Source organism: Micromonospora sp. URMC 103 (assembly GCF_051386435.1).
GTDB lineage: Bacteria > Actinomycetota > Actinomycetes > Mycobacteriales > Micromonosporaceae > Micromonospora.
The window spans coordinates 1,888,756-1,905,882 of the sequence record NZ_JBPQTR010000004.1; the positions used below are offsets into that span (position 1 = coordinate 1,888,756).

General features: G+C 73.9%; 21 protein-coding genes. 8 read left to right on the forward strand and 13 right to left on the reverse strand.

All coding sequences use genetic code 11. From position 1 onward, the window contains the following. Positions 1 to 289: 289 nt before the first annotated feature. Entirely contained in the window at positions 290 to 1,117 is an 828-nt protein-coding gene (locus ACSNOA_RS12315; RefSeq protein WP_436658110.1) for a SigB/SigF/SigG family RNA polymerase sigma factor, read from the reverse strand. Positions 1,118 to 1,495: 378 nt separating this feature from the next. On the opposite strand from ACSNOA_RS12315, the gene ACSNOA_RS12320 reads away from it, so the two are divergent. Together ACSNOA_RS12320 and ACSNOA_RS12325 are read left to right on the forward strand one after the other, a co-directional pair. Further along, positions 1,496 to 2,239: a hypothetical protein gene (locus tag ACSNOA_RS12320; protein ID WP_436658111.1), complete on the forward strand. Its 744-nt coding sequence runs from the start codon at positions 1,496 to 1,498 to the stop codon at positions 2,237 to 2,239. Positions 2,240 to 2,561: 322 nt separating this feature from the next. After that, positions 2,562 to 2,690 carry a hypothetical protein gene (locus ACSNOA_RS12325; protein WP_436658112.1) on the forward strand — a complete coding sequence of 43 codons (129 nt, stop codon included), beginning with the start codon at positions 2,562 to 2,564 and terminating at the stop codon, positions 2,688 to 2,690. A gap of 66 nt (positions 2,691 to 2,756) precedes the next feature. On the opposite strand, the gene ACSNOA_RS12330 is transcribed toward ACSNOA_RS12325, so the two are convergent. Next, the gene (locus ACSNOA_RS12330) at positions 2,757 to 3,743 is read right to left on the reverse strand and encodes a pirin family protein (protein ID WP_436658113.1); all 987 of its coding nucleotides are present in this window, start codon (positions 3,741 to 3,743) and stop codon (positions 2,757 to 2,759) included. 9 nt (positions 3,744 to 3,752) lie between these two features. Further along, positions 3,753 to 4,232, reverse strand: a complete 480-nt coding sequence (locus ACSNOA_RS12335) for a MarR family winged helix-turn-helix transcriptional regulator (protein ID WP_436658114.1) — start codon at positions 4,230 to 4,232, stop codon at positions 3,753 to 3,755. Between the two features lie 108 nt (positions 4,233 to 4,340). On the opposite strand from ACSNOA_RS12335, the gene ACSNOA_RS12340 reads away from it, so the two are divergent. Continuing rightward, positions 4,341 to 4,928 carry a DUF1684 domain-containing protein gene (locus ACSNOA_RS12340; protein ID WP_436658115.1) on the forward strand — a complete coding sequence of 196 codons (588 nt, stop codon included), beginning with the start codon at positions 4,341 to 4,343 and terminating at the stop codon, positions 4,926 to 4,928. A 138-nt stretch (positions 4,929 to 5,066) separates the two neighbouring features. On the opposite strand, the gene ACSNOA_RS12345 is transcribed toward ACSNOA_RS12340, so the two are convergent. Continuing rightward, the gene (locus ACSNOA_RS12345) at positions 5,067 to 5,648 is read right to left on the reverse strand and encodes a general stress protein (protein ID WP_436658116.1); all 582 of its coding nucleotides are present in this window, start codon (positions 5,646 to 5,648) and stop codon (positions 5,067 to 5,069) included. Positions 5,649 to 5,748: 100 nt separating this feature from the next. On the opposite strand from ACSNOA_RS12345, the gene ACSNOA_RS12350 reads away from it, so the two are divergent. Then, entirely contained in the window at positions 5,749 to 6,249 is a 501-nt protein-coding gene (locus ACSNOA_RS12350; protein ID WP_436658117.1) for a metallophosphoesterase family protein, read from the forward strand. 60 nt (positions 6,250 to 6,309) lie between these two features. On the opposite strand, the gene ACSNOA_RS12355 is transcribed toward ACSNOA_RS12350, so the two are convergent. Continuing rightward, positions 6,310 to 6,525 carry a DUF3072 domain-containing protein gene (locus ACSNOA_RS12355; protein WP_436658118.1) on the reverse strand — a complete coding sequence of 72 codons (216 nt, stop codon included), beginning with the start codon at positions 6,523 to 6,525 and terminating at the stop codon, positions 6,310 to 6,312. A gap of 114 nt (positions 6,526 to 6,639) precedes the next feature. Between ACSNOA_RS12355 and ACSNOA_RS12360 the strand changes: the two genes are divergently transcribed. Then, positions 6,640 to 7,575 (forward strand): NAD(P)/FAD-dependent oxidoreductase, encoded by a 936-nt coding sequence (locus tag ACSNOA_RS12360; RefSeq protein WP_436658389.1) that lies wholly within the window; start codon positions 6,640 to 6,642, stop codon positions 7,573 to 7,575. A 16-nt stretch (positions 7,576 to 7,591) separates the two neighbouring features. On the opposite strand, the gene ACSNOA_RS12365 is transcribed toward ACSNOA_RS12360, so the two are convergent. The 3 genes from ACSNOA_RS12365 to ACSNOA_RS12375 all read right to left on the reverse strand — a co-directional run bounded on the left by ACSNOA_RS12365 (position 7,592) and on the right by ACSNOA_RS12375 (position 11,856). After that, positions 7,592 to 8,881, reverse strand: coding sequence for a cation:proton antiporter (locus tag ACSNOA_RS12365; RefSeq protein WP_436658119.1), 1,290 nt, complete (start codon positions 8,879 to 8,881; stop codon positions 7,592 to 7,594). A 97-nt stretch (positions 8,882 to 8,978) separates the two neighbouring features. Beyond that, positions 8,979 to 9,656 (reverse strand): HAD family hydrolase, encoded by a 678-nt coding sequence (locus ACSNOA_RS12370; RefSeq protein WP_436658120.1) that lies wholly within the window; start codon positions 9,654 to 9,656, stop codon positions 8,979 to 8,981. 70 nt (positions 9,657 to 9,726) lie between these two features. Continuing rightward, positions 9,727 to 11,856: a SpoIIE family protein phosphatase gene (locus ACSNOA_RS12375; RefSeq protein ID WP_436658121.1), complete on the reverse strand. Its 2,130-nt coding sequence runs from the start codon at positions 11,854 to 11,856 to the stop codon at positions 9,727 to 9,729. Positions 11,857 to 12,101: 245 nt separating this feature from the next. Here ACSNOA_RS12375 and ACSNOA_RS12380 point away from each other — a divergent pair, with 245 nt between their 5' ends. Next, the gene (locus ACSNOA_RS12380) at positions 12,102 to 12,548 is read left to right on the forward strand and encodes a hypothetical protein (RefSeq protein ID WP_436658122.1); all 447 of its coding nucleotides are present in this window, start codon (positions 12,102 to 12,104) and stop codon (positions 12,546 to 12,548) included. On the opposite strand, the gene ACSNOA_RS12385 is transcribed toward ACSNOA_RS12380, so the two are convergent. Then, on the reverse strand, positions 12,545 to 12,751 hold the full coding sequence (locus ACSNOA_RS12385; RefSeq protein WP_436658123.1) for a hypothetical protein: 207 nt from the start codon (positions 12,749 to 12,751) through the stop codon (positions 12,545 to 12,547). The genes ACSNOA_RS12380 and ACSNOA_RS12385 overlap by 4 nt on opposite strands. A gap of 156 nt (positions 12,752 to 12,907) precedes the next feature. Between ACSNOA_RS12385 and ACSNOA_RS12390 the strand changes: the two genes are divergently transcribed. After that, positions 12,908 to 14,191: an MFS transporter gene (locus ACSNOA_RS12390; RefSeq protein ID WP_436658124.1), complete on the forward strand. Its 1,284-nt coding sequence runs from the start codon at positions 12,908 to 12,910 to the stop codon at positions 14,189 to 14,191. Between the two features lie 21 nt (positions 14,192 to 14,212). On the opposite strand, the gene ACSNOA_RS12395 is transcribed toward ACSNOA_RS12390, so the two are convergent. The 4 genes from ACSNOA_RS12395 to ACSNOA_RS12410 all read right to left on the reverse strand — a co-directional run bounded on the left by ACSNOA_RS12395 (position 14,213) and on the right by ACSNOA_RS12410 (position 16,535). Beyond that, positions 14,213 to 14,470: a hypothetical protein gene (locus ACSNOA_RS12395; protein WP_436658125.1), complete on the reverse strand. Its 258-nt coding sequence runs from the start codon at positions 14,468 to 14,470 to the stop codon at positions 14,213 to 14,215. Positions 14,471 to 14,578: 108 nt separating this feature from the next. Further along, complete coding sequence (locus tag ACSNOA_RS12400) at positions 14,579 to 15,040, reverse strand: SRPBCC family protein (RefSeq protein WP_436658127.1); 462 nt, start codon at positions 15,038 to 15,040, stop codon at positions 14,579 to 14,581. Between the two features lie 52 nt (positions 15,041 to 15,092). Then, positions 15,093 to 15,509: a DUF2795 domain-containing protein gene (locus ACSNOA_RS12405; protein WP_436658128.1), complete on the reverse strand. Its 417-nt coding sequence runs from the start codon at positions 15,507 to 15,509 to the stop codon at positions 15,093 to 15,095. Between the two features lie 45 nt (positions 15,510 to 15,554). Then, entirely contained in the window at positions 15,555 to 16,535 is a 981-nt protein-coding gene (locus ACSNOA_RS12410; protein ID WP_436658129.1) for a YihY/virulence factor BrkB family protein, read from the reverse strand. Positions 16,536 to 16,716: 181 nt separating this feature from the next. Here ACSNOA_RS12410 and ACSNOA_RS12415 point away from each other — a divergent pair, with 181 nt between their 5' ends. Then, entirely contained in the window at positions 16,717 to 17,121 is a 405-nt protein-coding gene (locus ACSNOA_RS12415) for a ChaB family protein (RefSeq protein ID WP_436658130.1), read from the forward strand. The last annotated feature ends 6 nt before the right edge of the window (positions 17,122 to 17,127 follow it).

The window sequence follows — 17,127 nt, forward strand, 5'->3', positions numbered from 1 at the left end:
GTTGCCTTTCTCGTGGGACGCCAGGCCCCGTAACATCACCGAGCGCGTCCGGATCCTGGCACCGCCGCCGAAGATCCGCACAGCTACCCGGTAGTTGTCCCCTCCAGAGCCCGGGAAGGCCACTACGTCCCTGATGTTGCGCGAATCTTGAACGCGACCGGTCGTCGAGCCCGACGACTCCGGGCGGTGCGGAGTCGGAGCGTCACGTAAGTGTGACGTTTCGTGAGCGGGATCGACCCCGGACATGCCGGTGGCCGGGTCCCACCGACCCGGCCACCAGCGTCACCCCCTAGTAGGTCCCGTCGAGCTGCCCCCGCAGCTTGGTGAGCGCGCGTGCCAGCAACCGGGAGACGTGCATCTGCGAGACGCCGATCTGCTCGGCGATCTGCGACTGGGTCAGGTTGCCGTAGAAGCGCAGGGTGAGGATCTTCTGCTCGCGCTCGTCGAGCGTGGCGAGCGCCGGCCCGAGGGCGACCCGCAGCTCGGCCAGCTCGAACTCGCTGTCCTCGCCGCCGAGCATGTCGCCCAGCTCGGTGGCCCGGTCGCCGTCGCCGGTCGGGGTCGAGAGCGAGACCGCGTTGTAGGCGCGGGCGCCCTCGAGGCCCTCCAGGACCTCTTCCTCGGTGATCTTGAGGTGGGCGGCGATGTCGGCGACCGTGGGCGAGCGGCCCAGGGTCTGCAGCAGCGAGCTGTTGGCGTCGGAGATCGCGAGGCGCAGCTCCTGGAGGCGGCGCGGCACCCGGATGTCCCAGGTGCGGTCACGGAAGTGCCGCTTGAGCTCGCCGATGATGGTGGGGATCGCGTAGCCGGCGAAGTCGACGCCGCGGGACGGGTCGAACTTGTCGATCGCCTTGATGAGGCCGACGGCGGCGGTCTGCGCCAGGTCGTCGGTGGGCTCGCCCCGGCCGCTGTAGCGGTGCGCGAGGTGGTTGGCGAGTGGCAGCCAGGCCTCGATCGCCTTGTCGCGCAGGGCCGGCCGCGACGGGTGGTTGGCCGGCAGTGCGGCCATCGCGTGCAGCAGGTCGGTCGCGCTGTCGGAAAGTGCCCGTGGGTCGAGCTTCGCCGTGCTGGCCGGCGTTGTGCCGGTCGTCTGCTCACTGATCGCTGGCGCGGTCATGGGTGGTCCTCCCTGCACCTCGTCCGCGGATAAAGACGTGATGAATTGGTTTAGCTTCCTATGGGCCGTTCGGGAGTCACCTTAACCCGATCGTCTCCTGGAAATCTAGCCGAACGGCCGATGTACTTAAGTGATTTTCGGTCACGTTAAAGGTCAAATAGGGCGCATCGCCGATCGGTTGTGAGAGCCGTTACTGGTTCGTCCGGCCGACCCGGCGCCACCGGGACATCCCGGCGGGGCGACCGGACGGTCGGCCCCGGGGCGGCCGTGCGGGCAACGCGAAAGCCGACAACAGGCGGCAGTGTCACCTTTCCGCCCTTGTCCCGTACACGGGACCACCCGTAGCGTCGCCATAGACCCGTCCGGGATGGAGACGCCATGCTCGACCCAGCCGCTCCGCAGCTCGTCCTGAGCAGCCGCACGCTCTACTTCAGCTGGCTGCCGGCGGATCCGGGCGCGGTCGCTGCGCTGGTGCCGTCCGGGCTGCGACCCCGCCCGGACCGGCAGGTCTTCCTCAACCAGTACGTGGTCGACGACGAGACGCAGACCTCGGGCTTCGGCGCCTACGACCTGACGTACCTGGGGGTCTCGCTGAGCGGGGTGGACGCCCCCGGTGGCATCAGCCCCGGCGGCTGGTGGACCCACTACGTGACCTCCAGCGAACGGGTGCTCGGGTACGCCCGCACCCGGGGGGCGCCCGCCTCGCCCGGCCACACCACGATCGAGGTGAGCGGGGGCGTGCTCGTCGCCGAGACGGAGCTGGACGGGGTGCCCGTGATCCGCGCGCGCTGCCGGGTGGGCGACACGGGCCACGTGATCAGCAGTGGCCACCACCGCTACTTCACCCGACGGAACGGGCAGTTGCTGAGCGCCGTGTACCCGTACGTGGCCGAGCCGGTGACGCCCTTCGAGATCGAGTGGGTGGAGTTCCTGGAGCCCGAACACCCGACCTACGCGCTCCGCCCGGACAACCCGCTCACCATCGCCTGGGGCTTCTACTCTCCGCGCGCGTCGTTCGCCCACCCCGGCGGCCTGGCCGTCCACCCGGGTGACGTCGCACTGCCGCACGAGCGGGTCGGCGCCGCGACGGGCCGTCGGTCGGCCGGCTCCCCGGCGGAGTAGCCGCCGCATCGGCAGGACGCCCCTCACCCGGCCGCCTCGGGCGGGCCGCACCGTAACCGTCGGCGCGGCCGGCGGCGGTGAAACGGGCAACACATCTCGCGTTTTCGCGGCTCGCGGAGGTTTCCGCGGGCCCAGACGGGTAACCCCGATAACGGATCGGCGCGTCGCGTCGCGGTGAGAAACCACCCGCGGTGGCCTCGCACCGTCCCACGTCGACCCCGTCCCACGGCAGGACCCCCGCCGTGGGGACGTACTCCGGCACACCCGGTGACGCGGCCGGCACCCGTCCTGATCGACGCCAGACAACGCAGGAGGCCCCAGCATGCCCGGCGAGACGACGAACCCCGTGATCGAGCACCGCGAGCCGGCGGTCGAAGGCGAACGGGGGGCGCTGGTGGCGGTGCTGCTCATGGTGATCCTCGGAGTGGCCGGCATCTTCGCCGTCTCCTGACCCGTACCACCGATGTGACCCGGGACTCCGGCGGCGGGCCGCGAAGGCCCGCCACCGGAGGAGAGGTCAGGGCCGCGGGCCCTGACCGCCGGTGTGCGGCAGCCGCTTCGCCGGGACGACGCCCAGCCGGCCCGCCTGGAAGTCCTCGAACGCCTGGAGGAGCTCCTCCCGGGTGTTCATGACGAACGGGCCGTAGTGCGCGACCGGCTCCCGGATCGGCTGGCCGCCCATGAGGTAGAGGTCCAGTGCCGGGGTGTGCGAATCCTGCCGGGCGTCCGCGGTGAAGCGCAGCGCGTCGCCCGGCCCGTGCACCGCGAGCTGGCCGGTGCGCAGCGGGCGCCGCTCGGCGCCGACGGTGCCGCGGCCGCCCAGCACGTAGGCGAGGGCGTTGAAGCCCGGCTGCCAGGGCAGGTCCACCTCCGCGCCCGGCTCGACGGTGACGTGCGCGATGGTGATCGGCGTGTGGGTGGATCCGGGACCGGCGTGCCCGGCGATCTCGCCGGCGATCACCCGGATCAGCGCCCCGCCGTCGGGCGTGGTGAGCAGTGCGGCCTCTTTACCGCGGATGTCCTGGTAGCGCGGCGGGTTCATCTTGGCCGCCCGCGGCAGGTTGACCCAGAGCTGGGTGCCGTGGAACAGACCGCCGCTGGTCACCAGGTGCTCCGGTGGCGCCTCGATGTGCAGCAGGCCGCTGCCGGCCGTCATCCACTGGGTGTCGCCGTTGGTGATGGTGCCGCCGCCACCGTGTGAGTCCTGGTGGTCCATGATCCCGTCGATCATGTACGTCACCGTCTCGAAGCCCCGGTGCGGGTGCCACGAGGTGCCCTTCGGCTCGCCCGGGGCGTAGTCGACCTCGCCCATCTGGTCGAGGTGGACGAACGGGTCCAGCTCGCTCAGCGGCACCCCGGCGAAGGCCCGGCGCACCGGGAACCCCTCGCCCTCGTAGCCGCTCGGCGCGGTGGTGAGCCGGTGGACCGGCCGGAAGGCGGTGGACTCGGGCAGCCGCGGCAGGCGGGGCAGGACGAGCACGTCGTCGACGGTGATCGCGGGCATCGGTGGCTCCTAACGTGTGGTGGGGGTGGCGGCGTCGCGGGTCGCGCGAAGGCGGGCGCCGAGCCGCGCGAACACCCGGGCGAGGCAGGCGACCTCGTCGTCGTCGAGGTCGTCCATGAGGTGGGCCCGCACCGACGCCAGATGGTGGGGTGCGGCGTCGCGCAGGGTCAGCAGGCCGGTGGCGGTGAGCACGGCCTCGCTGCCCCGCCGGTCCTCCGGGCAGGGCTCCCGGCTGACCAGCCCGCGTCGCTGCATCGAGGAGATCTGGTAGGTGAGCCGGCTGGGGGAGAAGACCAGCCGGCCGGCCAGCTCACCCATCCGCAGCCGCTGCCCCGGAGCCTCGGAGAGCAGCACGAGCACGTGGTAGTCGGCCATCGTCAGCCGGCTCGACGCGCGCAGGTCGTCCTCCAGTTGCGTGAGCAGCAGCTGGCTGGACTCGACGTAGGCCCGCCAGGCGGCGAGTCGGGTGCTGTCCAGGCTCTCGGTCACGTCCCCACGGTAGCCGGTCTTTCAAAATTTAAGCAATGTGTCGTGGGTCCCGCGAGATCCACACGACATCCGGGAAGTAGGGACCTCCCGCGCGACTAGGCTCGGCGGGTGGACGACCTCGACCTGCTCGACTGGCGGGAACGGATCGCGCGGCTCTACCTCTCCGACCTCGACCTCGCGGGGTTCCGGGCAGAGCGCGACCGCCTCTTCGCCGAGCACCCGCAGAGCCCCATCCCACCCGCCGCACGGGCCGGCTTCACGGGGCTGCGCTACTACCCGCCGGACCCGTCGGCCGTGGTCGAGGCGCCGCTGCGGCCCGCCGAGGGCCAGCTCGACATCGACACGGGCGGCCCGGACGGCGTGATCCGCTACCGGCGCGTCGCCGTCGCCGAGACGCCGTGGGGGCCGCTGACGCTGTGGTGGATCGCCGCGTACGGGGGAGGGCTGTTCGTGCCGGTGCGGGACGCCACCTGCGGGCCCGAGAGCTACGGCGGCGGCCGCTACCTCACCGACACGGTGAAGGGCACCTTCGGGCGCGGGCTGACGCTGCTGCCCGGCGAGCGCGTACGGCTCGACGCCAACTATCTCTACAACCCGTCCTGCGCCTACGACGACCGCTGGGCGTGCCCGCTCGCCCCGGCCGAGAACCGGGTCGACGTGCCGCTGCGCGCCGGCGAGCTGTCGTACGCGCACTGACGTCCGTCGGGGCTCGCAGTGCCCCCCCCCGGGGGCTTGATCGACTCCTCTTCCGTGAAGTCGGGGTGTCCCGGCGGGGTTGATACCGCGCCCTCCGGGAAGTCGAGTCGATCATGCCCGCCCTGGTGGCGTGTTCGCTCACTGGGCGGCGGGGTTCGGCGCGGTCATGTGCAGCCGCCCGAGGAGTTGTCGGGCCTGGTCGGCCATGTCCGCGTCGACGATGACGGCGTACTGGCCGGCCCGCAGCGAGCTGGCCGAGGTGAAGTCCCGCTGGCCGCCGGTCATGGCGTGTGCCACCGCGCCGAACACGGCGCCCCAGATCGCGCCCACCACCAGGCCGACCACGATCACACCGAGCCAGTTGCCGACCGCGAAGATGCCGAAGAGCAGGCCGATGAACAGCCCGAACCAGGCGCCCGTGCCGGCGCCGATGAGAGCCGCGCGCCCGGTCGTCATGCGGCCGAGCACCGTCTCCACGAGGGTGAGGTTGGTGCCCACGATGGCGGTGTGCTCCACCGGGAAGCGATTGTCCGCCAGGTAGTCGATCACGCGCTGCGCCGACGGGTAGTCCGGATACGACCCGATCGTCACGGTGGGCGGACCGGTCTCCGGGCCGCGCCCGTCGCCGGGCGTCGTCGGCCGGCCGGCCGGGCCGGACGGCAGCAGGTCGCCGCCGGGGGCGCTCGGTCGCCAACCGGTCGGACCCGTGGAACTGGTCATGACTTCCTCCCTCGGTCGGCACTCCCTTTCCCGCCCCCGCCGCCCGGTAACGCCGTCGCGTCGGCGCGCGTCCCGCTCGGCGTACGGCGACAATGGGCGGATGCGCCTGGTGATCACCGCGGACACGCACGTGCCGAAGCGGGCCCGGGACCTGCCGGCGCCGCTCTGGGCGGCGGTCGACGAGGCCGACGTGGTGCTGCACGCGGGGGACTGGGTCGAGGAGTCGCTGCTCGACGCGATGCAGGCTCGCGCCCGGCGGCTCGTGGGGGTGTGCGGCAACAACGACGGCCCGCCGCTGCGCGCCCGGCTGCCCGAGGTCGCCCACGTGGAGCTGGACGGGTTGCGGGTCGCCGTGGTGCACGAGACGGGGCCGCGTACGCGCCGGGAGGAACGCTGCGCCGCCCGCTTCCCCGACACCGACCTGCTGGTGTTCGGGCACTCGCACATCCCGTGGGACACTGTCGCGCCGGGCGGGTTGCGGCTGCTCAACCCCGGTTCGCCGACCGACCGGCGGGCGCAGCCGTACGCCACCTACCTGACCGCCCGCGTGACGGCGGGGCGGCTCGACCGGGTCGAGCTGCACCGCCTCCCGCGGCGCTGACCCCGGCCCGGCGGCCGCGCCCCCGTGCGCGGGCAGCCCGGGCCGGAGTCCGGTGCGCCGTCACTGGCCGCGACCGGTCTCCTCCTGCAACTCGTCGATGCGCTTGGACGCCTCGGCCTTGGTGAGCCCGTCCGGGACCTCGGCGTCCGCCTCGCGGGCCAGCGTGGCCAGGTACGACTCCTGAGCCGCGGTGGGCGGCTCGGCGCCGGTCACCCACTCGTCGGGGTCCTTGATCGCGGCCTGCGGGTTGTTCTCGTTGCTGGTGCGGTCCGTCATCGTCTCCACCTTTCATCGAACAGGCGTGCCAATACCCCGATCGTCGGAGGTTCATGCCGGCTCCGGTGGCGGGGCGGCGCATACGATCGCGCGATGGGACCGGACCCCTCGGGCGTGGTGGTGGTCGGCGCCGGCCTGGCCGGTGTGGCGTGCGCGCGCGAGCTGGCCGCGGCCGGGGTGCCGGTGAGCGTGCGCGAGCGGGCCCACGTGCCCGGCGGGCGGATGGCCAGCCGGCGCTTCGACGGCCGGCCGGCCGACACCGGCGCCGCCTACTTCACGGTCAGCGACCCCGGTTTCGCGCTCCTCGTGGAGGAGTGGCGGGCGGCCGGGCTGGCCCGGGAGTGGACCGACACGTTCGTGTCGTACGGGCGCGACGGCCGGCGTGAGGTGCCCGGGCCGATGCGCTGGGCCGCGCCCCGCGGGCTGCGCTCGCTGGTCGAGCACCTCGCGCGGGACGTGCCCGTGACGGTCGACCGGCTGGTGCTCGGCGTCGAGCCCGGCCCCCGCGTGGACGGCGACCCGTGCGCCGCGATCGTCCTCGCGATGCCGGGCCCGCAGGCGGCGCTGCTGCTGGACCCGGCGCTCGTGGCCGCCACCGCGGTCGTCGAGGCGCAGCGCTGGTCGCCGACGTTGGCCGGGGTGCTGCGCTTCCCCGACCGCGCGTGGGCCGACTTCCGCGGCGCGTTCGTCAACGACCACCCCCTGCTCAGCACCGTCTGCGACGACGGCGACCGGCGTGGCGACGGCGCCCCGGTGCTGGTCGCCCACACCACGCCCGAGTTCGCCTCCCGGCACCTGCTGCAGCCGACCGCCGCCGCGCCGGCGATCGAGGAGGCCGTACGGGACCTGCTGGCGCTGCCGGAGCCGGCGGAGCACGTGCACGTGCACCGGTGGACGTACGCGAAGCCGACGGTCGCGGGCCGGGGCACGTACCACCTCGACGCCGACGGCATCGGGCTCGCGGGCGACGCCTTCGGCACGCCGCGGGTGCAGACCGCGTGGCGCTCCGGCCGGGACCTCGGGCGTGCCCTGGTCGGACGCCTGGCGTGAGGGCGGCGGGGGAGGGTCAGCTCGCCGCGCCGCTGACGGCCGGCTCGCCTCGACCCTCGGCCGGATCCGCGGTGCGCTCGCCCGCCCGGTCCAGCAGTTGCATGACCGGGGTCGCCGCGACGCCGTGGACCACCACCGACACGATCACCACGAGGCCGACGGTGGCCCAGACGAGGTCCGCCTGCGGGAAGGCGGCCTTCGTGGTGGCGTACGCGAGGTAGTAGAACGACCCCACCCCGCGGATGCCGAACAGCGAGATCACCCAGTGCTCGGCGGGGCGGCCGGGCGCGCCCCGCAGCGACAGCCACGCGACCAGCGGCCGGATCACGAACACCAGCGCCAGCCCGACGGCGGCGGCCGGCCACGTGAGGGCGCCGAGCAACCCGCCCACCACGGCGCCGCCGAAGAGCAGCAGCAGGAGGACGGTGAGCAGCCGCTCGACCTGCTCGGCGAAGTCGTGCAGCACCGAGTGGAACTCGTGGGTGCGCTCCGCGGACCGGATCGCGCGGGCGGCCACGAAGACGGCCAGGAAGCCGTACCCGCCCACGACCTCCACGAGCCCGTACGCGAGGAACGTGGCGGCCAGCGCGAGGAAGCCCTCGGCGTGCCGGGCCAGCCGCAGGTGGCTGGGGGCGCGGAAGAACAGCTTGCCGAGCAGCCACCCCACGAGCAGCCCGCCGCCGACGCCGATCGTCACCTTCCACAGCACGTCCACGGTGAACCAGCGGAGGAGCCATTCGCGGGGAGCGAGGCTGGTGGTGGCGATGGCGATGGCCGCGTACACGAACGGGAAGGCGAGCCCGTCGTTGAGCCCGGCCTCCGAGGTGAGCGAGAAGCGCACCTCGTCCTCCGAGTCCTCCACGTCGGTCGGCTCGCCGACCTGCACGTCCGAGGCGAGCACCGGGTCGGTCGGTGCGAGCGCGCTGCCGAGCAGCAGGGCCGCGGCCGGCACGAGACCCGCCCACCACCAGCCGAGCAGCGCCACCGCGGCGATGCACAGCGGCATGGCGATGACCAGCAGCCGCCAGGTGGACGACCACCGCGACCAGCTGAGCGGGCGGTCGATCTTGAGCCCGGCGCCCATCAGGGCGACGATGACGCCGATCTCGGTGAGGTGGGTGGCCAGCTCGGGATGGGCCAGCGGATTCGGCGTGGGCAGCCCGGTGGGCAGCAGGAACACCACCATGCCGAGGCCGAGGAACGCGATCGGCATGGACAGCGGCCGACGCTCCAGGACCCGCGGGAGGATGCCGGCGAGCAGAGCGCCGAGCCCCACCACCGCGAAGGCCACGTCGACCGGTTCCACCGCACCACCCTCCGCCGCGCCCGCGACGCGCGGGCAGGTGGTGCAAGACCTTGCCCCGCGACGCGCAGAGCTATGCGTACGCGGCTCGAGGAAACCGCTACCGCGGCCGGGTCAGGGGCGAGTCGTCCAGGGCGGCCAGCAGTGCCGCCGGATCGTCGTAGACCGCCACCGCCCCGGCGCCGGCCAGCTCGCCCCGGCTCGTCCCGCCACAGGTCAGGCCGACGCAGGGGATGTCCAGCTTGCCGGCCGCGGCGACGTCCCAGACGGAGTCGCCCACGAAGACCACCCGCTCGGCGGGCAGCCCGGACTGGTCCAGGGCCGCCACGAGGATGTCCGGCGCCGGCTTGCTCTGCTTCGCGTCGGCGGAGGTCGTCACGGCGTCGATCACGTCGTCCGCGTCGAGGGCCCGGCGCAGCGCGGCGGCCTCGTGCTCGGCGGCGGAGGTGGCGAGCACCACCCGCATCCCACGCTCGGCGCAGGCCCGCAGCAGACTGGTGGCCCCGGGTAGCGGGACGAGCCGGTCCCAGTACTCGGCGTAGAGCGTGTCGTGCGCGTCGCGCAGCTTGCCGTCGGCGTCGCGGTCGCGCTCGGGCCCGAGCAGGTGGTCCAGCAGCTTGTCCGAACCCATCCCGATGGCCCGGTGCACGCTGGCCATGGGCACCGGCTGCTCGTTCTGGCGCAGCGCCTCCCACCAGCTCACGGTGTGCAGGTACGTGGTGTCGACCAGGGTGCCGTCCACGTCGAAGAGGACGCCGGCGGGGTTATCGCTAGGCATGGCCGTCCTCCTACCCGGCCCGGGCGGGCCTGACGCACGAGACGCCGGATCTCCCGGGTGGCGCCGGGTTTCACCCGGTGGGAAGAAGGATCTCGAACCAGACCGTCGACCCCCGCACGGTGGGGTCGGTGCCCCAGGCGTCGCTCAATTCCTCGATCAACCCGAGGCCCCGGCCGCGGCTGCTCAGGGTGTCGGTCTGGGCCCGGGTGACCGTGCCGCGGGTGCCCGAGTCGGCCACCGACACGAGCAGTCGCTCGGCGCTCAGATCGATCTCCACACGCGCCGCGGTGCCCGCGTGCAGCAGCGCGTTGGTGGTGAGCTCGCTGGTGCACAGCACGGCGGCGCCGATCACGGACTCCGGCACCTGCCACTCGCCGAGCTGCGCGGTCAACCAGTGGCGGACCCGGCTCGGCGCGGTCGGCTCGGCGGGCACCTCCATGCTCGCCGAGCGGCTGGGCTTCAGCGCGTGCTCGACGGCGAGCACCGCCACGTCGTCCTCCGTGGCGCCGGGCACCGCCGCCGTCGCCACGGCGCAGAGCGCCCGGGGGTCGCCGCTGCCCGCGCCGGCCACGGCGCCCGCGAGCGCGTCCAGACCCGCGGTGAGGCTCTGCCGCCGCCGCTCCACCACGCCGTCGCTGAACAGCAGCAGCGTGTCTCCGGGCGCGAACCGCACCGTGGTCACGGCCGGCCGGGCGTCGAGGCCCAGCGGGGCGCCGGGGGCCAGGTCCACGTACTCGGCGTACGGGCGGTCGTCCGGTGCGCAGCGCCGGATCAGCGGCGCGGGATGCCCGGCGCTGGCCAGGGTCAGCTCCTGGCGCTCGGCGTCGACGACGCCGAAGACGACCGTCACGAACAGCTCGTGGGTGCCCGCCTCCGCGCCCAGGCTCGTGACCAGCCGGTCCAGCCCGGCGAGGACGGCGTCCGGCCGGGGGTCGCTCAACGCGAGCGCGCGCAGGGCCGCCCGGACCTGCCCCATGCGGGCGGCGGCCTGCACGTCGTGCCCGGCCACGTCGCCCAGCACGATTCCGAGCCGGCCGGTGGGCAGCAGGAAGGCGTCGTAGAAGTCGCCGCCGGCGGCGTTGCCGTCCACGCCGGGGTCGTAGCGGGCGGCGATGCGCAGCCGCGGCAGGTCGGGCAGGTGCTCCGGGAGCATGCTGCGCTGCAGCAGCTGGGCGGTGCCGTGCTGGGTCTCGAACCGGCGCGCCCGCTCGGCCGCCTGCCCGATCAGCTCCGCGGAGGCGGCCAGCAGCGCCCGCTCCGCAGCGGACCACAGGCGCGGCGCCTGGTGACCCACCGACAGGCCACCGCGTACGACCGATGCGCGCAGCGGCACCGCGGCCAGCGAGACGATCTTCTGGTCGTGCCGGTCGGCCGCGGCCTCGCGCAGTGGCTGGCCGTCGTCGACGACCAGCGGCGTGCCGGCCCGGGCGGCCTGCACCACGGGGTCCGGCCAGTCGGCGGGAGTCCGACGCCACAGCGGGGGCAACCGCTCGTCGGCCTCGTCCATCAGCTCGCCCCGCACGCGGCGCACCATCCGCCACCCGCCCCCACCCTCGTCCACGGCGAAGGCCACCCGGTCGGCGTCGAACGTGCTGATCGTGTAGCGCAGCGCCACCCGCGCGACGTCGTCCAGGGTGAGCGTGCCGGCCAGCGCGGCGGCGACCTCGCTCAGGCTCTGGAGCTGCTGGGTGACGTGGGTGGTCTCGGCCGCCACGGTGAGCACGCCCACGATCCGGCCGGTGGCGTCGCGGACCGGGGAGTAGCCGCGGGTGAAGACGGCCTGCTCGGGCACCCCGCTGCGGCTGCGCACCAGCGGGAGCGTGGTCTCCTTCTCCAGGAAGGTGCCGCCGTCGCGGTAGACGCGTTCGACCACCTCGCCGACGCCCGGCAGCCGCCACAGCTCCGGGAAGACGTCGGCGGCCGGCCTGCCCAGGGCCGCCGGATGCTTCTCGCCGATCAGCTCGGCGTAACCGTCGTTGTAGAGCAGCGTCAGGTCGTCGCCGTAGGTGAGGGCCATCGGCACCGGGGAGGCGAGGACGAGGTCGACGACCGCCCGTACCGCCGGGTCCCAGGACTGCCGCGGGCCGAGGGACGTGCCGGCCCAGTCGTGGCGGAGGACGGCTGCGGCCGCGTCGGTCCCGGCGGGTGCTCCCGAGACCGGGGCGGGTGGCGTGGGGACGCTACCGACCGTACCTGGCATGACCGCAGCCTAGCCCGAGCCCCCGAACGCTGTTTCCGATCATGCGCGGCGCGTCGCGCCGACGCTCCGCCGGCGGCGACCCCGTCTCGTCGTGGCCCGCGCCGGGGGCGGCGCGGTTGAACGGCACGCGCGGGGGGAACGATCCAGCCAACCGGTGCGCGGTCGCCCGCGGCCATCCGCCCGGTCCGGGGTCGGCCAGCGGTCGACGGTACGGCCCGACGAGCGCGGCGAACACGGAGGCGGCGATGGCCCAGCAGGACGGACCCGACGAGCGGCACCGCCGGCCCCCGGGCGTCAGCGACGAGACGGTGGCGGCGCTGGGCAAGCTGAGCGAGGCGCTCGAGTGCGTGGAGCGCGTCCGCGGCCACCTCTACTCGCTGCACCAACTGGTCGGTCACGCGGACCTCATGCTCGACGACGCCGTCGAGATGTTCCGCGCGGCCGGCCACCCGGAGATCGCCGAGCGGATCTCCAGCGAGTTGTTGGGCCGCAACGTCATCGCCGGTCGGTGGACGTTCCAGATCGTCGAGGACTTCGACGACGGCTACTACGCCCTCTTCCGGGAGCTGGACCGGCAGGCCCGCGAGAAGCTCGTCGGCGGCCGGCGTCACCTCTACGAGGCGGAGATGAAGGAGCGGAGGCGCACCCGGGGGCTGCCCGGGCACGAGGCGCGCCCGGGCGCCGCCGGCTAGTCGCTCGCGCCCGCCGGACGGCGGCGCGCGGCGTCGTCGGCGACGATCACCGTGGCCACCATCAGCGCGACGCAGAGGCTGAACAGCCACGAGTCGTCGGAGACGAGCCAGGCGGACACGGGCGCCTGGAGCGCGGCCAGAAGGAAACCGAGCCAGGCCAGGCGGCGCTGGCGCGGGGTGAGGATGCCGGAGCCCTGATGCATCCCGAAAGTCTTACGCGACACGGTCCGATTGCCGTCCTCCGTTCGGCCGATTCTGGATGAGCTGTCCGTTTTCTGAGCCGTCCGGACATCACTTTTTGTCGTGACGGGGGACCCGACGGTTGGTTTCGTGCGCTCCGGGCGGAAGGATGGGTGTCCGTGTCCACCATCTCCCGGCCACCCCGCGCCGCCCTGCTCCTGCTGGCCTACCTCGCGTTCGTGAGCCTCGGCCTGCCCGACGGGCTGATCGGCGTCGGCTGGCCGTCGATCCGGTCGGACCTCGGCGTGCCGACGGAGGCCGTCGGCCTGGTGCTGACCGCCGGCACGGCCGGCTACCTGACGTCGAGCGTGCTGGCCGGCTTCACGCTGGCCCGGCTCGGGGTGGGCGGGCTGCTGGCCGGCAGCACCCTGCTGGCCACCCTGGCCCTGACCGGCTACGCGGTGAGCCCCGGCCTGGCGGTAGTGATCGGATGCGCCCTCGTGCTCGGCCTCGGCTCCGGCGCCATCGACTCGGGGCTCAACGCGTACGCCGCCGGGGCGTTCGGTCCCCGGCACATGAACTGGCTGCACGCGTTCTTCGGTCTCGGCGTGGCCATCGGGCCGCTCATCATGACGGGGGCGCTCGGGGCCGGCCTGAGCTGGCGGTGGGGGTACGGCATCGTGGCCGGCGCCGAACTTGCCCTCGCCGCGGCGTTCGTGTTCAGCGTGCGGGCCTGGCGGGCGCAGGCGCCCGCCGCCACGGCCCCGCAGGAGCCCGCGCCGGACGTCCCCGCCGCGGCGGTCGGTGACGCGACCTCCGGGCCGGTCGGCTCGCTCGGCGTGGTCGTCGAGCAGGCCGCCCCGCCGGCGGCGCGGCCGGTTCCGGTACGGGAGACGCTGCGCCTTCCCGCCGTGTGGCTGGGAGCGTTGGCGTTCGCGGTGTACGTGGCCGTCGAGGTGGCGAGCGGGCTCTGGGCCTTCCTGCTGCTCACCGAGGGCCGGGGGCTGGCGGCCGGCCCGGCCGGCCTCTGCGTCTCCGCCTACTGGGGGAGCCTCTTCCTCGGGCGGGTCGTGCAGGGGGTCGTGGCCGAGCGCCTGGGCCCCGCCGGCGTGCTGCGCGGCAGCCTCCTCGGCATGGCGGCCGGCGCGGCCCTCGTCGCCCTTCCAGCGCCGGCGTGGGTGGCGGTGGCCGGGCTCGTGGTGGTCGGCTTCGCCGCCGCCCCGGTCTTCCCGCTGCTCACCCTCACCACGGCCGACCGGGTGGGCGCGGCGCACGCCGAGCGTGCCATCGGGTTGCAGATCGGCACGTCCGCGCTGGGCGCCTCACTGGTCCCCGCCGGCATCGGGGTGCTCATCGGCAACACCTCGGTGGAGGCGCTCGGCCCGGTGCTCCTCGTGCTGGCGGTGGTGCTGATCGCCCTGCACGCGGCCGGCTCGCGCCGCCCCGCGCCCACCCCCGCCTGATCAGCCAGGGACGCGGCCGGGTCAGACGTCCGGTCCGGTGCGTCCGGTCGTCGACGGCCGGTACGCCCGGTCCGGGTCGGTCGGCTCCCGACCCGCGCCGGCGGCCTGGCCGCCCCGGTCCGCCGCCTCCTGCCCGTGGCCGAACGCGGCCTCCTCGCCGGCGTCGTTACCGGTCGTGTCGTCGGCCTGCCCGTCCGGGGTGGAACGCGCCACCGCCCGGTCCAGCTCCTCCACCGACAGCCGTTCCTCGTTCCGCCACGCCCTGTTCTCGTCCGTCATGCCGTCGCGGTACCCCCGCGTCGTGATCGCAAACGGCGGGTCGGGCCGGAGCACGGCGACGGCCGCCGGGCGAACCGGCGGCCGTCGAGGTCTGCGTGCCAGGGGGAGTCAGGGCTGGGGGCGATCCACCTTGCCCCGCCAGGCGCCGGTCTCCTGACCGCGCCGCTCGATGAACTGCTTGAACCGCTCGAGGTCGCCCTTGGCGCGCCGGTCCACGATGCCGAGCTTGTCGCCGGCCTTCTCCACCGCGCCCTGCGGCTCGAACTCGAGCTGGAGGGTGACCCGCGTGTGGCTCTCGTCGAGCCGGTGGAAGGTCACGACGCCGGCCTGCTGCGTGCCGCTCGTGGAGCGCCAGGCCACCCGCTCGTCGGGGAGCTGCTCGGTGATCTCGGCGTCGAACTCGCGCTTCACCCCGCCGATCTCGACGGTCCAGTGGGTCATCCTGTCCGACAGCTGCCGGACCTCCTGGACCCCCTCCATGAAGTGCGGGAACTCCTCGAACTGGGTCCACTGGTCGTACGCGGTCCGCACCGGGACGGAGACGTCCACGTGTTCGGTCACGCCACTCATCAGGCATCCTCCTCAGTCCGCCGGCGCCGGCCCGGGCCGAAGCCCGCACCGGTCACCAGCGCGTCGTCTCGTTCTTGTTGCCGAGCGCGGCCCAGATCTCGGAGACCGTCTGGTACCGGGTGCCGTCGGGCAGCGTCTGCAGGGCGGCGATGATGTCGTCCGGCGCGTCGTTGTCCCGCGCGTTCGCGACCAGCGTCTCGCGGTCGCCCGGCAGGGCGCTCAACGTGATGAAGCGGCCGAGCCGGCTGCGCCGGTCGACGTCCTCCGAGCTCATGCCCTTGGGCGCCCCGGTGCGCAGTTCGCCGGCCGGCGCCGTGGTGGCCTCCGGCTGGTCCTCGCCCGCCGGCTCCGGTACGCGGGCCTCGTCGGCCCGCGAGCCACCCGTCCCCGGCCCCTGGACGAGGCCCTTGACCTCCTGGCTCATCTGCTCGTCGAGCCGCGGTCCGTGCTTGCTGTTGCCACGCTCCATGCCTTCTGCGCTACCCGGCGGCATCGGCGTCAAACCGGCAACCGGTCACGAACCGGCCGGCGCCTTCGGTGGGAGGACGGGCTCATCGGCCTCCGGAACGCCGGCCTGGAGCCGCCGGCCGCGCTGCAACTCGGCGTTGATCTGGACACCGAGCATGAGCGCGGAGTTCGACAGGTAGAGCCACACGAGGAACGCGATGACCGCTCCGAGGCTGCCGTACGTGACGTCGTAGGAGTGGAAGTTCGCGACGTACAGGCCGAAGCCGAAGGAGACCACGACCCAGGCGGCCAGCGCCACCGCGCCGCCGGGCGTGAGCCAGCGGAACCGCGGCTGGCGGACGTTCGGCGCGATCCAGAACAGCAGGGACAACAGCACCATCATGATCGTGGCGAGCACCGGCCACCGGCCCACGCTCCACACCGTGCGGGCCAGGCCGCCCGCGCCCACGAGGTCGCCGACCCAGTCGGCGACCGGGCCGCTCACGATGAGGCCCACGGCCACCACGGCGAGCAGCAGCAGCGAGATGCCGGCGAGCCCGATCTGCAAGGGCCGCAGCTTCCAGAACGGCCGCCCCTCCCGCACCCCGTAGACGGCGTTCGAGGCGCGGGTGAACGCGCCGATGAAACCGGACGCCGACCAGAGGGCGCCCAGCAGACCGAAGCTCAGCAGGAGCTTGGCGGAACTCTCCTTGTCGACGACGTCCCGGACCACGCTCACGAACCCGTCGTCGGCGACCACCGAGCCCGCCCCGATCTGGCGGGCCAGGTCGAGCACCGTGTCGACGGTGCGGTCGCCGTCGGACACCAGCCCGACCAGGGAGACCACCACGATGGTGGACGGGAAGAGCGCCAGCACCCCGTAGTAGGTGAGCGCGGCCGCCCAGTCGGCGCAGTTGTCCTCGACGAAGTTGCGCGCGCTCCGGACCACCACGCCACGCCAGGTCCGCCAGCTCAACTGGCGCATCCGCCGGGGCAGGTGCAGGCCATGCCGGCCGTCGAGCGCGGCGCCGGGGTCCGTCGTCGTCATGTCGTCTCCCTGTGCCCGACCGCCGGGGCGTCCGGCCCGCTGCGGATGGCCCCGCCGGTACCCGCGCCGCACCCCGCGCAAACGGTCCGGCCGGCGCCCGGCGGATCCCGGTTTGCGCACCCCCTGGGGCGGGAACGGTCAATGCAGGCCAAGAAGACCCATCGACGCGGAGGAGGACGAGATGCCCGGGCGCGAGGTACTGCCCAGCACGCTGAAGCGCTCCCCGGCGAAGGCCCAACGCACGTGGGAGAAGACGCACGACTCGGCGGTGGAGACGTACGGGGAGGGCCAGCGGGCCCACCGGACGGCGTTCGCCGCCGTCAAGAACCAGTTCGAGAAGGTGGGCGACCACTGGGAGCCGAAGGGCCGCAAGGGCCCCAGCGACCGGCAGGCCGCCGGCGGGGGACCGGCACGCCGGGCGCCCACGGCGGCCGGCGTGGACGCGAACGCCACGAAGGACCACCTCATGAAGGTGGCCCGCAAGCTGGACGTGCCGGGCCGCTCCCGGATGAACAAGCCGGAGCTCGTCAAGGCGATCCAGAAGGCCAACAACCGGCAGACCGCCAAGGCCCGGGGTGGTCGCTGACCGGCC